The 14753-nt window shown below is 70.2% G+C and carries 15 protein-coding genes; 5 read left to right on the top strand and 10 right to left on the bottom strand.

Features of this window, described 5'->3' with window-relative positions; all coding sequences use genetic code 11:
- Positions 1-34: 34 nt before the first annotated feature.
- On the bottom strand, positions 35-2365 hold the full coding sequence (locus tag SAOR_RS01285) for a bifunctional acetate--CoA ligase family protein/GNAT family N-acetyltransferase (RefSeq protein ID WP_123629855.1): 2331 nt from the start codon (positions 2363-2365) through the stop codon (positions 35-37).
- A 113-nt stretch (positions 2366-2478) separates the two neighbouring features.
- Between SAOR_RS01285 and SAOR_RS01280 the strand changes: the two genes are divergently transcribed.
- From SAOR_RS01280 to SAOR_RS01270, 3 genes are all read left to right on the top strand, one after another.
- A complete protein-coding gene (locus SAOR_RS01280) occupies positions 2479-2826 on the top strand; it encodes a hypothetical protein (RefSeq protein WP_123629854.1) in 348 nt (115 codons plus the stop codon).
- Positions 2712-3002, top strand: coding sequence for an MOSC domain-containing protein (locus SAOR_RS17375; RefSeq protein WP_425472085.1), 291 nt, complete (start codon positions 2712-2714; stop codon positions 3000-3002). The genes SAOR_RS01280 and SAOR_RS17375 overlap by 115 nt, the downstream gene beginning before the upstream one ends.
- A gap of 341 nt (positions 3003-3343) precedes the next feature.
- The gene (locus tag SAOR_RS01270; protein WP_245965364.1) at positions 3344-4057 is read left to right on the top strand and encodes an EAL domain-containing protein; all 714 of its coding nucleotides are present in this window, start codon (positions 3344-3346) and stop codon (positions 4055-4057) included.
- On the opposite strand, the gene SAOR_RS01265 is transcribed toward SAOR_RS01270, so the two are convergent.
- Genes SAOR_RS01265 through SAOR_RS01250 form a run of 4 tightly spaced genes read right to left on the bottom strand, consistent with a single transcriptional unit; the run spans position 4042 to position 6912 of the window.
- Complete coding sequence (locus tag SAOR_RS01265; RefSeq protein ID WP_123629851.1) at positions 4042-4347, bottom strand: DsrE family protein; 306 nt, start codon at positions 4345-4347, stop codon at positions 4042-4044. The genes SAOR_RS01270 and SAOR_RS01265 overlap by 16 nt on opposite strands.
- A gap of 7 nt (positions 4348-4354) precedes the next feature.
- The gene (locus SAOR_RS01260) at positions 4355-5089 is read right to left on the bottom strand and encodes an ABC transporter ATP-binding protein (RefSeq protein ID WP_245965363.1); all 735 of its coding nucleotides are present in this window, start codon (positions 5087-5089) and stop codon (positions 4355-4357) included.
- Complete coding sequence (locus tag SAOR_RS01255; RefSeq protein ID WP_123629972.1) at positions 5086-5820, bottom strand: ABC transporter permease subunit; 735 nt, start codon at positions 5818-5820, stop codon at positions 5086-5088. The genes SAOR_RS01260 and SAOR_RS01255 overlap by 4 nt, the downstream gene beginning before the upstream one ends.
- A 57-nt stretch (positions 5821-5877) precedes the next feature.
- Positions 5878-6912: an ABC transporter substrate-binding protein gene (locus SAOR_RS01250; RefSeq protein WP_123629849.1), complete on the bottom strand. Its 1035-nt coding sequence runs from the start codon at positions 6910-6912 to the stop codon at positions 5878-5880.
- Between the two features lie 284 nt (positions 6913-7196).
- On the opposite strand from SAOR_RS01250, the gene SAOR_RS01245 reads away from it, so the two are divergent.
- Positions 7197-8120 (top strand): recombination-associated protein RdgC, encoded by a 924-nt coding sequence (locus SAOR_RS01245; protein ID WP_123629848.1) that lies wholly within the window; start codon positions 7197-7199, stop codon positions 8118-8120.
- A gap of 15 nt (positions 8121-8135) precedes the next feature.
- Positions 8136-8705, top strand: coding sequence for a gamma-glutamylcyclotransferase (locus tag SAOR_RS01240; protein ID WP_123629847.1), 570 nt, complete (start codon positions 8136-8138; stop codon positions 8703-8705).
- A gap of 74 nt (positions 8706-8779) precedes the next feature.
- On the opposite strand, the gene lon is transcribed toward SAOR_RS01240, so the two are convergent.
- The 5 genes from lon to SAOR_RS01215 all read right to left on the bottom strand — a co-directional run bounded on the left by lon (position 8780) and on the right by SAOR_RS01215 (position 14137).
- A complete protein-coding gene (lon, locus tag SAOR_RS01235; protein ID WP_123629846.1) occupies positions 8780-11203 on the bottom strand; it encodes an endopeptidase La in 2424 nt (807 codons plus the stop codon).
- Positions 11204-11394: 191 nt separating this feature from the next.
- Entirely contained in the window at positions 11395-11799 is a 405-nt protein-coding gene (locus SAOR_RS01230; RefSeq protein WP_123629845.1) for an Hsp20/alpha crystallin family protein, read from the bottom strand.
- Positions 11800-11886: 87 nt separating this feature from the next.
- Entirely contained in the window at positions 11887-12606 is a 720-nt protein-coding gene (locus SAOR_RS01225) for an LrgB family protein (protein WP_123629844.1), read from the bottom strand.
- Positions 12607-12609: 3 nt separating this feature from the next.
- Positions 12610-12954: a CidA/LrgA family protein gene (locus SAOR_RS01220; protein WP_123629843.1), complete on the bottom strand. Its 345-nt coding sequence runs from the start codon at positions 12952-12954 to the stop codon at positions 12610-12612.
- A gap of 91 nt (positions 12955-13045) precedes the next feature.
- Positions 13046-14137: a M28 family peptidase gene (locus tag SAOR_RS01215; protein WP_123629842.1), complete on the bottom strand. Its 1092-nt coding sequence runs from the start codon at positions 14135-14137 to the stop codon at positions 13046-13048.
- Positions 14138-14753: the final 616 nt, after the last annotated feature.

Genomic DNA, 14753 nt, shown 5'->3' with positions numbered 1-14753 from the left:
GACCGATCCTAACAGCATTCCGGCGAGGTGCGGATCAGGCGATGCGGCGGGTGTAGTCCGGCACCGGAATCTCGACGCGGACGCTGCCGGGGTCGTCGAGCGAGCGCCGCACCTTGAAGCCCAGATCGCGGGAGAGCGCGAGCATCGGCTTGTTCTGGGCGAGGACATCGCCGTAGACGATGTCGATGCCGCGGGCGCCGGCCTGGCGGAGCAGGCAGTCGAGCAGATGCCGTCCCAGCCCGCGGCCGGTGTGGCTGCGGTGCACGAGAATCGCGAATTCGGCCTCGTGACCGTCGGGGTCGGCGATGATGGTGCCCATGCCGGCGAGGGCCTCGGGGTCGTTGACGGTGCTCACCACCAGCGAGACCTCGCGGTCGTAGTCGACCTGGGTGATGCGGGCGGCCATGTCGTGCGAGAAGTGGCGGATGTAGTTGAAGAACCGCAGGCGGATCTCCTCCGGACTGAGGCTTTCCAGCAGATCGAGCACGGCCGGCTCGTCGGAGGGCCGGATGGCGCGCACGATGTAACGCACGTCGCCCTTGAGCGTGACGATGTGACGCATGCGCGCCGGATAGGGCGACATCGCCAGCCGGTCGCGTTCGGGCAGCGGGGTCCGGGTGAGTTCGATCAGGCTGTCGGTGGGCGCGTGCAGCCGGCCCTGCGCGCCGGCGGCCAGGCGCAGGTCGATGCGTGCGACCTGCGGCAGATCGGCCACCAGCTTGCCGATGCGCACCAGCGCCCGTGCCAGCGCGTCGACCGCGGCACGCGGGCCCAGCAGGCGCCCGGCGCTGGCGGTCTCCAGCATGCGCCGCGCCAGCAGGGTGTCCAGCGGCGGAAAGCCGTACGCCGGGGCGAGGCCGACGCTTTCGTCGGCCACGCTCAGCACCATGCCCAGCTCGGCGTGGCGGGTCGCGCGGATGTGGATCTGCAGCGCGGCCGGCGCTTCGGTCTGGCCGCTGATGCCGTAGGCGGTGAGCAGATGCAGGGTCTCGTCGGTGGACAGCCACTCCACGTTGTCGGCGGTCAGCAGGGCGAGACGCTCGCGCTGTCGGTCCACGTCCGCGGTCACCGAGGGGTCGGGCGGCGGTGTCGCCGTGAGCAGCTCCTGGGTGAAGCGGTACTGGGCGCGATAGCGCACCGCGCGCACGGCCTCGTCGGCGGAGGCGAAGGTCGCCAGCCGGGCGAGTGCGCTGGCCCGCCGGGCCGGCTGTGCGGTGTGCAGACCGAGCCAGACCGTCATCAGCCGCGGGCTGATCTCGGCATCGGCGATCGCCGCCACCATGGGTTCGTGCGGCTGCCCGGCGACCGGGCTGTGCACGAACAGCAGGGCGTCGGCGTTGTCGTCGGCGGCCGCGGCGCGCAGGGCCGCGAGCGTGGTCTCGATGTCGGCGCGGCCGAGGTCGATCGCCAGGCCGGTGTCGTTGGCGGTCGGTGCGGCCTCGGTGATGCGCTGACGCGGCGCGCTGTTCAGGCGCGCCGGCGTGAGCCCCTGGCGATACAGGGCGTCGGTGCCCAGGGCGCAGGCGCCGGCGCCGTTGCCCAGGACCGCGACGCGACTGTTGGTCACCGCGGGCAGCAGTTCGAGCGCGGCCAGGCCGTCGAACAGGCCACCGAGATTCTCGCATTCGACCAGGCCGGCGCGGGCGAAGGCGGCCGAGCGCGCCCGGTCGGGGCCCTGGGGGCCGCCCTCGACGGCGCGCCGCGTCTGCAGCACCAGCACGGGTTTGACGCGGGCGGCCGCGCGCGCCGCTGACATGAACTTGCGCGGCGACCGGATGCGTCCGATCTGGAGCACGACCGCGCGGGTCTGGGGGTCCAGCGCGGCGTAGTCGAGCAGGTCCGCGGCGTCGATGTCGGCCTCGGAGCCGGAGCAGGCCATCCAGGAGAACCCGATGTTGCGGCCCAGCGCCCAGTCCAGCGCGGCGGCGGCCAGCGACTGCGACTGGGTGATCAGCGCCACGCGGCCGGCGCGCGGCTCCAGCGCCAGGGTGCTGACGTTGAGCCCGGCCTTGGTGTCGAACACACCCGCCGAGCGGCCGCCGAGCACGCGCAGGTTGTAGGGCCGCGCGGCCTGCAGCGCCCGGGTGGGCACGCGCTCCGCCGCGGCCCAGAGCAGCGCCCGGCAGCCCGCGGCGCCGAGCGCGTCCACGGTGCGGGGCTGGGCCCAGGCGTCGGACAGGATCACCGCGAGATCGAGGCCGTCGTCGTCCCCGGTGCCGGCCTTCGGGAGGTCGTAACGGAGCCGCTCGGCCGGCAGGCAGGCCTCGATGTTGGCCACGAGCTGGCGCTGGGCGTCGTCTTCCGGCGAACCCAGCACTGCCACGTCGCGACCGTGGAACAGCGCGTCGATGTTGCGCAGTGTCATGCCGGCCCGGCCATGGCGTGCGCTGCTGTGGACCCGTTCATGTGCGCATCACAGCAGGGTTGCCCCGCCGGCTCAAGCGCGCGCGCCGATCGGCGGCGCTAGCATGGAGGGGTATGCACGATATCGATACCGGCCGGGAGCCGAAGGATGTCGGCCGGCTGGTCGGCATTTTCATCGCCCCGGAGCGCGGTGCGCCGCCCGTGGCCCGCGACGCCGCGACGGCCGTGGTCGGCCGCGGTCTGGCCGGGGATCGCTATTACCACGGCACCGGCACGTTCTCGGCGCGTGCGGGTCTGTTCGCCGGTGCGCGCGAGCTGTCGCTCATCGACGCCGCCGCGGTCGAGCGATGCAACGCGCGGCTGCGGGCGGCCGGCGCGCGTGGGTGGGTGCGGGTGACCTGCGTCGCAATCTCGTCATCGCCGGGCTCGATCTGCGGGCGCACCGCGGCCGTACGCTGGTGATCGGCGCGGTACACGTCGTCGTGCGCTCGACCTGTCCACCCTGCGGCTATCTCGGACGTCGGCTGGGTGTCGATATGCGCAGCGCGCTGCGCGGCATCGGCGGCGTCCGCGCGGCCGTTGCGCGTGGCGGACGGCTGGCAGTGGGCATGCCGGTAAGCGGTCTCGACGACGGGTGAGGCGCCTCTAAGGACCCGTGCAGCACGCTGGCAGCCCAGATTGTATGGCGATGCATTCATCTTATGGGGCGGGAGCCGGTCTGGCCGGGAGGCGGAATATCGCCGCCCCTTGCGATGGTTCTCTGGGCTGATGGACTGGGTGCGGGCGTCCGTTCGGGCGTTATCGGCGACCGGCGCGCGTGGCCGCCGGTTTTTTCGTGTCACGTCGCTCACGGATCGCCGCGAACGGCCGATACCGCCTATGACGTCCACCACACCGCATTCATCCCATGGCCCGATGCCTGCGAACCGAGGACGAGGGTTGCCGACGTTGTGACGGCGCGCTCGATTTCGATTTCACCATGGCCTTCCAGCCGATCGTCGACGTGGCGAGCGGGGCGCCCTTTGCCTACGAGGCGCTCGTGCGCGGCATCGACGGCGAATCCGCCGGCGAGATTCTGTCGTGGGTCACGCCGGGCACGCTTTACAGGTTCGACCAGGCCTGTCGCGTGCGCGCGATCGAGATCGCCCACGGCCTGTCGTGCGGGCAGCTGCTGTCGATCAATTTCCTGCCCAACGCGGTCTATGAACCCGACGCCTGTATCCAGGCCACGCTGGACGTGGCGCAGACGCTGGGTTTCCCGCTCGATCGAATCATGTTCGAGGTCACCGAGACCGAGTACGTGCGTGATCGTGGCCATCTGCGCAATATCGTCGAAGCCTACAACGCGATGGGGTTCTCCACCGCCATCGACGACTTTGGCGGCGGCTACGCCAATCTCGATCTGCTGGTCGATCTGCATCCGGATGTGGTCAAGATCGACCGCCAGCTGATCCGCGACGTGTCCGAGTCGCCGCGACGGCAGGCCATCCTCGAGAGTCTCGTGCCACTGGCCGAACGGCTGGATATCCGGCTCGTGGCGGAGGGCGTGGAGACGCTGGGCGAGGCGCGCTGGCTGTACAGCCGCGGCATCACGCTCCAGCAGGGCTATTTCCACGCCCGGCCCGCGGTCGAGGTGCTGCCCGGACTGAGCGCGACGCGACTGGCCGCGGTGCGCGATCAGGCCCGGACGTAGGCCCAGCCAGCCTGCTGCCGGCGCGCCAGATGCGTGATCGCCGCCGGCACCCGCAGCCACTCGGCGGGCGCGGTCAGGTCCTTGTTACGTAGGGTGTTTTCGCAGACGCGCAGGTGGGCGTCGGTGGCATGCGGAGCCCGGATCGCGGCGGCCACCGCGGCGGCGTTGATCACGATCTCGATCTCCGCGTCGGCGACGTCGGCCTGCAGATTGGCCGCGTTGCTGCGGGCACGGGCGAGTGACTCGGCGTCGGCGGCGTGGATGACCACGCGCAGGCGGTCGTCGTTCATGGGCGGCTCACAGATGGTCGGCCACGCGCGCGGCGAAGGCCTGGAGGTCGGGATCGTTGCGCCGGCGTGGGCGCGCCGCCGGCACCGCTTCGTCGAAGACGATGCCTGCTGGCGCGCCGCGCAGCACGCAGACGCGGTCGGCGAGGTAGACCGCCTCGGCGATGTCGTGGGTGACGAACAGCACCGCCATGCGCAGCCGGCGCCAGATGTCCAGCAGCTCGTCCTGGAGGCGCTGGCGGGTCAGGGCATCGACGGCCGAGAACGGCTCGTCCATGAGCAGCAGCCGCGGATGCACCGCCAGCGCGCGGGCCAGCCCGACGCGCTGGGCCTGGCCGCCGGACACGGCATGCGGCCAGCGCGGGCCGAAGTCGCGCATGCCGATCAGCGTGAGCACCTCGTCGATCCGCGCGCGTTTGTCGGACCGCGACAGCCCCAGCCCGGCCAGGCCGTAGCCGACGTTGGCGCGGATGCGCCGCCAGGGCAGCAGGCGAGTGTCCTGAAAGACGAACGCCGTGTCGCGGGTGCCACGCTCGGCGGCCTGCGGCGAGGCCGTTTTGCCGCTACTGGGCCGGATCAGCCCGGCAACGTTGCGCAGCACGGTCGACTTGCCCACGCCGGAGCCGCCGACCAGTGCGACGAATTCGCCGGCGCCGATGGTGAAGTCCAGGCCTTCGAACACCGGCGCCTCGGCGCCCGGAAAGCGATAGGCCAGGTCGCGGACCTCGAGCACCGGCGCGCTCACGGGCGCCACCGCAGCAGCCGCTTCTCGATCAGCGCGAACACGCCGTCGGAAAGCGTGTAGATCAGCGATATCGCCAGCATGTAGACGACCACCGCGTCGTAGGCGCCCACGCCCGCGGCGGCGTTCATTTCCTGGCCCATGCCCGGCACGCCCAGCAGTTCGGCGGCGATCAGCGTCATCCAGGCCTGGCCGACGCCGGTGCGCATCCCCGAAAGAATCCCGGGCGCCGCACCGGGCAGGGTAACGCTGCCGACACGCTTGATGAAGCCGCCGTGGCCGAAGGCGCGGGCCAGTTCGTAATAGCGCGGATCGACGTCGCGTACGCCGGCGGCGGTTGCGAAGTAGTTGACCCAGAACACGCCGATCGAGATCACGAACGCCGCACCCGCATGGCTCACCTGGAACCAGGCGATGGCGAAGACGACCCATGCCAGCGGCGGAATCGGCCGCAGAATGCGCGCGAGCATGTAGTGGGCATCGTCGAAGACCCTAGAGGTCGCCGACAGCAGGCCGACGCCGAAGCCGAGGACGGTGCCCACGCCCAAGCCCCAGACGTAGTGCACGAGGCTGGAGCCGACGGCCGGCAACAGGCGGTCGTTGCGCCACTCGGCAAGCAGCGCGCCGGGCACCGCGAACGGATCGGGCAGGGTGCCGCGGGGCGCCCAGTTGAACACGTAGGCGGCGTCCCAGAGGGCCACGAAGGCGGCCACGCCCAGCGCGCCGAGGCCGATGCGCAACAGCGCCCGGCTGCCGCGCGCATCACCGCTGTTCCCGCCGCTGGCCACCGGTCAGTCGTCGTCCGTGTCGGTGTCCAGCGCGTCGAAGAAACGCGTCTCGAAGAGGTCGTCGATGTCCAGCTCGGCCGCGAGCGTGCCCTGATCGGCCTGGAAATCGCGCATGCGCCGGGTGCCGTCGATGATGCGGTTCGGGTCGGCGACGAAGTTGTCGTGCGAGCGTTCGATGACACGCCGTACCACCGCCTCCGGCAGCCGGCCGCCGCCGACATACTCGGCGACGGCCGCGACCGCGGCGTCGTCGCCGGCGCGCAGTTTCTCGGTGGCCGCGGCGTGCGCGGCCACCAGCCGTTCCACGACCTCGGGATGGGCCTCGATGAAGGCTTCGCGCACGGCGACCACGGCGCCGGGCTGGCCGGGGAACATGCGCTCGCCGCCGGCGACCACGCGGGCGTCGTCGCGACGAGCCAGCACGATGGAAACCACCGGCTCGAGGATGGCCGCGCCGTCGACCGCGCCGGTGAGCAGCGACTGCTGGACCTGGGACGTGCCCTGGGCGATCACGCGGATATCGTCGCGGTCGACCTCAAGCCGGCGATCGAGCCAGTAGTCGAGCACGGTCTGGGGCACCGAGCCGCGCGGGAAGGTCGAGATCTTCGCCGGCCGGCCGGTATCCTCGGCGAAGCGGGCGAACGCCGTGGCCGCCTCGCCGTCCTCGAAGTAGGGCGCCAGCTCGCCGAGCGCGATGAAGCTGATCTGCTCGATGATGTTGGAGGCGACCATCTTGATGTCCGCCCCCTTGCCGCGCGCGACCATCGCCGGGCCGATGCCGAAATAGGCGATGTCGAGCTGGCCCGAGGCCAGGGCCTGGACCATGGCGGGCCCGTTCTGGAAGGACACCGTCCGCGCGTCGATGCCGGCCTCGGCGATGGAGCCGTCCTCCAGGCCGACGAACAGCTGGGCGTCCGGCAGAATGGGCATGTAGCCGATCTCGGCGGTCACGTCCTCGGCGGCGTGGGCCGACGGGCCGGCGAGCGCGAACAGCGCGAGGGTGGCGATCAGCAGCGTCGACGGAACGAGTCGGGTCATGACGGGCGATGGTGCAAGGATGGTGAACGTTACAGGCTGCGGGCGCCGCGCGCGGCGTTCAAAGAACGCTTGTGTCTTTGCTTATGTCGTCGCGCCGCGGGCCGGCGGGAGCGCGCGATAGTGCCACAGGCGGTCCGCCGGCGACAGCCGCAACCGCCTTGCGGGCCGGTGTCTTGAGTTGGGTCGGACGGTTGGGTACTGTCCGCCGACGCACCCGCGCTCCGGCGTCCGCCGAATTCATCCGGTCGCTCCCGTCCCGTCCGAAAACAACAGGTCGATCAGTTATGTGGATACGAAATCTCTGCGTCTTTCTGGGTTCCGAACCCTTCGCCTGGAGCCCCGCCGAACTAGAGACGAAGCTGACCGACGCGCTCTGCCCGGAATGCGCCGCCCAGTCCACGGGGACCCAGGGATTCGTGCCGCCGGTCAAGGGCGATGTGGCGATGGTGCACGTGGTCGACGGTGTGGCGATCTGTCTGCATCAGGAGATCAGCCGCGTGCTGCCGGGTGCGGTTCTGGCCGCCGAGGTGGACGAACGCGTCGACCGCATCGAGGCCGGCGAGGGCCGCAAGGTCAGCCGCCGGGAACGCGCCGATATCCGCGATCAGGCCCACTTCGAGCTGCTGCCGCGGGCCTTCACGCGGGCACGTCGCACCCCCGTGTTCATCGACCTGCACAACCATCAGGTCTGGGTCGATGCCAGTTCGGAGAAGCGGGCGGAGACCGTCGTGGGCTCCCTGCGCGACGCGCTCGGCAGCCTGCCGGTCACGCGTCCGGCCGGCAACATCGCGCCGGCCGCCGAGATGAGCCTCTGGCTGGACGAGCCGGAGCGCCTGCCCGCGGGATTCGCGCCGGGCGATCGGGCCGCGCTGGAATCCACCGACGAGGCCCGCGCCAGCGTGCGCGTGACCGCGATGGACGTGCAGCGCGATGAGGTCCGAGCGCATCTGGCCGCCGGCATGCAGGTGGTGCGCCTGAACCTGGCGATGGACGACGCGATCGAGTTCGACCTGGACGAGAGCCTCGATCTCAAGCGTATCCGCGCGCTGGACGTCATCCAGGAGGACCTCGACGCGCTGGAGACCGAGGATGCCGTGGCCGAACTGCAGGCCCGGGTCAGCATCCAGGCCCAGCCGTTGCGCGATCTGATCGCACGCCTCTACGGCCATTTCGGTGCCCTGTCCACGGACGCGTCGCAGGCAGCCTAGAGGACCGTAGCGCCGATGTCGTTCAACACCATCGAGGCCAACCGCCGGGCCGGGCGCTTCGCCGACCGCGAGCAGCTGTGGCTGTTCGGCTACGGCTCGCTGATCTACAAGGCCGGCTTCGATTATCTCGAGCGGCGGCCGGCCTCGATCACCGGCTGGGTCCGGCGTTTCTGGCAGGGCTCGCACGATCATCGCGGCACGCCGGACGCGCCGGGCCGGGTGGCCACGCTCGTGCGGGCGCCGGGCGAGACCTGCCTCGGCATGGCCTATCGGGTCACGCCCGCGATCTTCGAGCATCTCGATCATCGCGAGAAGAACGGCTATCTGCGCTTCGCCACGGAGATGACCTTCGCCGACGGCACCACCGACGAAGGCCTGGTGTATATCGCCACCGAGGACAACGCCGCCTTCGCGGGGCCGGCGCCGGTGGCCGAGATCGCGCGCCGCATCGCGGCCTCCCAAGGGCCGAGCGGGCCCAACCGCGACTATCTGCTGAATCTCGCCGCGGCCCTGCGCGAACTCGGTGCGACGGACGCGCACGTCTTCGCCCTCGAGGCCGAGCTGCGCGCCCTCGAGGACGGCTGACGACGGCCGCGCCCTGGCCGAGCGCATCGCCCCGGCCGTGACGCAGCGCCCGGGCCGCCCGGGCCGGGGCATCCTCAGTCGGCGGCCTCCAGCGCGATCTGAACGGCCTGATCGACGTGCTCGATATAACGGATGTCCAGCGCCTCGCGGACGTTGTCCGGGATGTCGTGCTCGTCCTTGGCGTTGCGCGCGGGCAGCATCACCGTGGTGATGCCCGCCTGGTGTGCGGCCAGCGTCTTTTCCTTGACGCCGCCGATGGGCAGCACCTGGCCGCGCAGGCTGATCTCGCCGGTCATGGCGACGTCCGCACGCACCTTGCGCTCGGTCAGCAGCGAGACCAGCGCGGTGTAGAGCGCCACACCCGCGCTGGGGCCGTCCTTCTTGATCGCGCCGGCCGGCACATGGATGTGGATGTCCGACTTGTCGATGCGTTCCTGCTCGATGTTCAGGTCATCGGCGCGCGCCTTGACCAGACTCAGCGCCGCCTGGGCGGATTCCTTCATCACGTCGCCGAGCTGGCCGGTGATGGTCAGCCGTCCGGAGCCCGGCGCCCGCGAGGCCTCCACGAACAGGATGTCACCGCCGGCCGGCGTCCAGGCCAGGCCGGTGGCGACGCCCGCGGTCGCCGTGCGCAGGGCCACTTCGTTGTCGACGCGGCGCGGGCCCAGGATATCGGCCAGATCGTCGGCCTCGATGAGACCCGGACCGGGCTCGTCCTCGGCGACCTGCACCGCGGCGTGGCGCACGATCGCGCCGATCTCCCGGTCCAGATTGCGCAGGCCGGCCTCGCGCGTGTAGTCGGTGATGAGCCGGTTGAGCGCCTCGTCCGAGATATCGCATTGCTCGCGGGTCAGTCCGGCCTGCTCGAGTTGCCGGCCGACCAGATAGCGCCTGGCGATCTGCTGTTTCTCCTCGCGCGTATAGCCCGGCACCTCGATGACCTCCATGCGGTCGCGCAGCGGGCCGGGAATCGAATCGAGCACGTTGGCGGTGGCGATGAACATCACCTTCGACAGGTCGAAGGGCACGCCCAGATAGTGGTCGTTGAAGCTGTCGTTCTGCGACGGATCTAGCACCTCGAGCATGGCCGAGGCCGGGTCGCCGTGCGCGGAGGCGCCGAGCTTGTCCATTTCGTCGAGCATGAACACCGGGTTGCGGGTGCCGGCCTTGCGCAGATGGCTGATGATGGTGCCCGGCATGGCGCCGACATAGGTGCGCCGATGGCCACGGATCTCGGACTCGTCGTGCACGCCGCCGAGCGAGGCGCGCACGAACTCGCGGTTCATCGCGCGCGCGATCGAGCGACCCAAGGATGTCTTGCCCACGCCCGGCGGGCCGACAAAGCACAGGATCGGCGCCTTGCCCTCGGGGTTGAGCTTGTGCACCGCCAGATGCTCGAGGATGCGGCGCTTGATCTTGTCGAGGCCGTAGTGGTCATCGTCCAGAATCGTGCGCGATTCGCCGATGTCGATGCGGTCCTCGGAGAGCTTGCCCCAGGGCAGCTCGGCCATGAGTTCGAGATAGGTCCGCACCATCGAGTATTCGGCCGAGGCGTCCGACATGCGCTCGAGGCGCTTCAATTCGCGGTCGGTCTGCTGTCGGGCCTCCTCGGGCAGATGCGCCTCGTCCAGCTGCTCGCGCAGACGCTCGACTTCTTCCGCGACGGATTCGTCCTCGCCGAGCTCGCGCTGGATCGAGCGCATCTGTTCGCGCAGCATCGCCTTGCGCTGATGCTCGGACATGCGCTGCTGGGTCTGCTGGTTGATGTCCGCGGACAGCTGCATGACCTCCACGCGGTAGTCCAGGAACGACTGCACCAGTTCCAGCCGCGGCTCCAGTTCGACCGCTTCCAGAATCTGCTGTTTCTCCTTCGGCTTGAGGCCGAGATAGCCGGCGGTGGCGTCGGCCAGCAGAGCCGCGGAGGTGATCGACTGGATGGCCTGGGCCAGCTCGCGCGAGGGCTGAGACATCAGCTCGATGGCTTCCAGCGCGCGGTTGCGCAGGTGGTTCATGCGGGCGTCTATGTGCTTGTCGCCCTCGGCCTCCGGTTCGTCGATCCAGCTCACGCGGGCGCTCAGCCGGCCATCGTCGTCCTCGATGAACTCGCGCACGCGGAAGCGCGCCAGACCCTGGCAGACGAGATGATGCTGGCCGTCCTGACCGGTGACGTAGCGCAGGATGTTCACGGCGGTGCCGACACGGTAGAGCGAGTCGCGGATGTCGCTGTCGTGGCCGTCCTCGTCGTTGGGACTGGCCAGGAGCAGCCCCACCGGCTGTTCGCTGCGCATGGCGGACTGGGCGGCCTCGATGGAGGCCGGCGCATTGAGCACCAGCGGCATCACCAGTTCCGGGAACAGCACGGTCTCGCGCATCGGCAGGATCGAGAGCGTCTCCGGACGCGGCGTGCCGCGGCCGCTGTGGACCAGCGTCGTGCCGGTCGAGATCTCCGCCTCCGGGCGGCGTTCGGGTTCGTTCCGGGTTTCGATATCGTCGTTCATGGTCCTGAATACAGTCGGTGTGGCTTTCGATTCGTCGCGGCGCCGTAATCGGACGCGGTCGCGGACGGCGCGATCTATGGGCTTTGCACCGCCGCCGACGGCACGCCTCGTTCATCGGCCCGCGGCGTGCGCGTGGCGTACGGCGCGGGTGGCGGTAAACACGGCGCGGGCCGGGGCACGACGGGCCTGTGTCAGCGCTTGTGCAGCGTCAGGTAGAGACAGCCGTCGACGAGCTCGTGGCCGGCCAGGGCCAGCCGCGGCCAGGGCAGCACCACGCGGCGCTCGAAGCGGCCATGCGGAATCTCCAGCCGGTGCAGCGCGGCCCGCGCGTCGGGTGCGGGCACCGGACGCTCCCCGGCCACGAGCAGCTCGTCGCCCCGGACCTCCAGCTCGGTGAGGCGGCTGGACGACACGCCGGGCAGGGCGATGACGACCCAGACCGCTTCGTCGGTCTCGAAGATGTCCACCGGCGGTTCCCACTGTCGCGGCGGACGCGGGCCGGCGGGTTTGAAAAAGCGTCGCTGCAGGCCTTCGGCGCGCTCGAGGCGCTTGACCGCATCGGCCCACATCCAGGCATCCAGATCGTGTGACGACATCGCGTGAGGGGTCTCCGTCGGACGTTTCCGGCTTTAAGAGGAAAATAGAGACGGCGCCCCCGAAGTACAACTGGGGCGATGCCCGGGTCAGAAACCCAGCAGCCACACCAGCAGCGGCACGAGGATCGCCGTCAGTGCGCCGTTCAGCCCCATGCCGAGCCCGGAGAAGGCGCCGGCCCGCTCGCTGTGCTCGAAGGCCCGCGCGGTGCCGATGCCGTGCGCGGCCACGCCCATGGCGAAGCCCTTGGCCAACGGGTCGCGCAGGCCCAGCACGCGGAGCAGCGGGATGCCGATCACCGCGCCGGTGATGCCGGTGAGGATGACCAGAACCGCGGTCAGCGAGGGCAGGCCGCCGACTTCCTCGGCGACCGCCATGGCGATCGGCGTGGTCACCGACTTCGGCAGCATCGATAGAAGGGTCTCGGGCGTGAGGCCCACGGCCCAGCCGATCGCCATCGCCGAGACGATGGCGGTCAGCGAGCCCGCCGACAGCGCGACCACGATCGGCAACCACGCCCGGCGCAGCTCCGCGGCCTGCCCGGCCAGCGGCTCGGCGAGCGCGACCGTGGCCGGGCCGAGCAGAAAATGGATGAACTGGGCGCCGTCGAAGTAGACGGCATAGGATGTGTCCGTGATCGTGAGCAGGCCGACCAGTACCCCGATGCTCACCAGCACCGGATTGAGCAGCGCGAACCCGCGGGTGTTGTGATAGATCTGCTGGGCCAGCCAGAACACGCCCACCGTCAGCGCCAGCCAGAGCAGCGGCGTTTCGGCCAGATAGACCCAGACGCGGGTGATGCGATCCATGCGCTAGTCCCCCTGGCGCCGGAGCATGTAACGCAGGGTGAAGGCGGTCGCGACCAGCGCCAGGGCGGTGCTGGCGAGCAGGGTCACGGCGATGCCCAGCCACTCGCCGGCGACCCGGTCGAGGTGGCTGATGATGCCCACCCCGGCGGGTACGAACAGCAGGCCCAGATAGGCCAGCAGCCCGTGCGTCGTCTCGGCGAAGACCGCCGGCGTGCGGCCCCGCGCCAGCAGGGCGGCGAACAGCAGCAGCATGCCGAGCACGGGGCCGGGCAGCGGCAGGCCGGTCAGGCGAACGAGGATCTCCCCGGCGAGCTGGAAGGCCAGCAGGGCGGCCAGGCTTCCGATCATGACGGCTCCCGATCGAAGTGTCGCGGCGTGGACGCGCTACCGGCGTCCACGCCTCGAGTGTACGACACAGGGGTCGGGATCGGGCCCGACGTCAGTCGAAGTAGCTGAAGCGGTGCCCGGTTTCGATCGTCTTCACCGATTCGTGGATGAGCCGGATCACGTTCTCGACGTCCTGCCGGTGCACCATCTCCACCGTCGTGTGCATGTAGCGCAGCGACAGTGCGATCAGCGCCGAGGCCACGCCCTGGTGGCTGTAGGCGAAGGCGTCGGTGTCGGTACCCGTGGCCGGCGCCCGGGCCTGGCGCTGGAACGGAATCTCGCGGCGCTGGGCGGCGGCGACGATGTGCTCGCGCAGCCGGTTCTGGACCGCGGGCGCGTAGGCGATCACCGGGCCCTCGCCGATGCGCGTGGTCCCGTGGGCCTTCTGGTCGATCATCGGCGTGGTCGTGTCGTGGGTGACGTCGGTGACGATCGCCACGTCCGGGCGCAGGCGCTCGGCGATCATGCCCGCGCCCTTGAGACCGACCTCCTCCTGCACCGAGTTGACCACGTACAGGCCGAAGTCCGGCCGCTTGCCGGATTCGTGGAACAGACGTGCGACCTCGGCGACCATGAAGCCGCCGATCCGGTTGTCGATGGCGCGGCAGACGAACTTGTCGCCGTTGAGCACGAAGAACTCGTCGGGATAGGTGATCACGCAGCCGGGGTGCACGCCCATGGCCTCGACCTCGGCTTTGTCCTTCGCGCCGACGTCGACGAAGATATTGTCCTTGAGCGGCGCCTTCTCCTTGGCCGGATTGCGGGTGTGGATCGCCGGCCAGCCGAACACGCCCTCGACGAGGCCCTTGTCGGTATGGACATTGACCCGCTTGGATGTCGCGATCTGGTGATCCGAGCCGCCGTTGCGGATGACGTAGATCAGGCCGTTGTCGGTGATGTGGTTGACGTACCAGGAGATCTCGTCGGCGTGGCCCTCGATGACCACCTTGTATTCGGCGTCCGGATTGATCACGCCCACGGCCGAGCCGTAGGTATCGGTGATGAACTCGTCGACGTAGGGCCGAAGATAGTCCATCCACAGCTTCTGACCGCCGGACTCGTAGCCGGTCGGCGCGGCGTTGTTGAGATAACGCTCGAGAAAGTCCATCGAGTCTTCGGTCAGAATGCTCTTGTCGCTCGCCATGGATACGGCTCCTGGTGAAGTGAGGCGACCGCGCGATGGCGCCGGTCGTGGCGGTTGGTGACCCAATGGTCGGGGCGGGCGCGGGCCGCTTCAAGCGCTCGACCGGTCCGGGTGCGACCGGACCGGCCGCCGGCGCTCGTGCGTTATCGCCGTTGACACTGCCGCGGTCTGGGGCCGCGCCACGTCGCGACCGCTGCCGTTCGCTCGACCCGACCCGCGTTCCGGCGATATGGCACGCCGCCGGACCAACGCGCGGCCTGCCGCTCGTGCTTGTCGGCCCGGCACCGAACCCGGGCGTCACGGGCGGTCGGGGTCAGGGGGACAGAACCTCGCCTCGTTAGCGCGGCCACCGGTCATCCGCGACACCGCTGTATCGTCGCATCGCGGGCCGAGGCAAGACCCCGACTGCGCGCGGCCGCCCTCCGGCGCAGCCGACGGCCAGGCAAGATCATGGCAAGCCAGGCGACGACCCATGTTTCCGCGACGAGACCGCCGGGCATGAGCCAAACCGAGAACGGGCGGACGGCCGAGCGTGGCACAGGCGCGCCGCGGGTGCCGACGTAGCCCGCGATTCGGCGCGCGTTTCGGCGCATAATCGCGGCTATCGCCGTCCCAC

The organism is Salinisphaera orenii subsp. orenii MK-B5 (genome assembly GCF_003788635.1).
GTDB lineage: Bacteria > Pseudomonadota > Gammaproteobacteria > Nevskiales > Salinisphaeraceae > Salinisphaera > Salinisphaera orenii.
The sequence above is the reverse complement of the archived record's forward strand: the minus strand, read 5'-3'. Positions and strand labels throughout refer to the sequence as shown.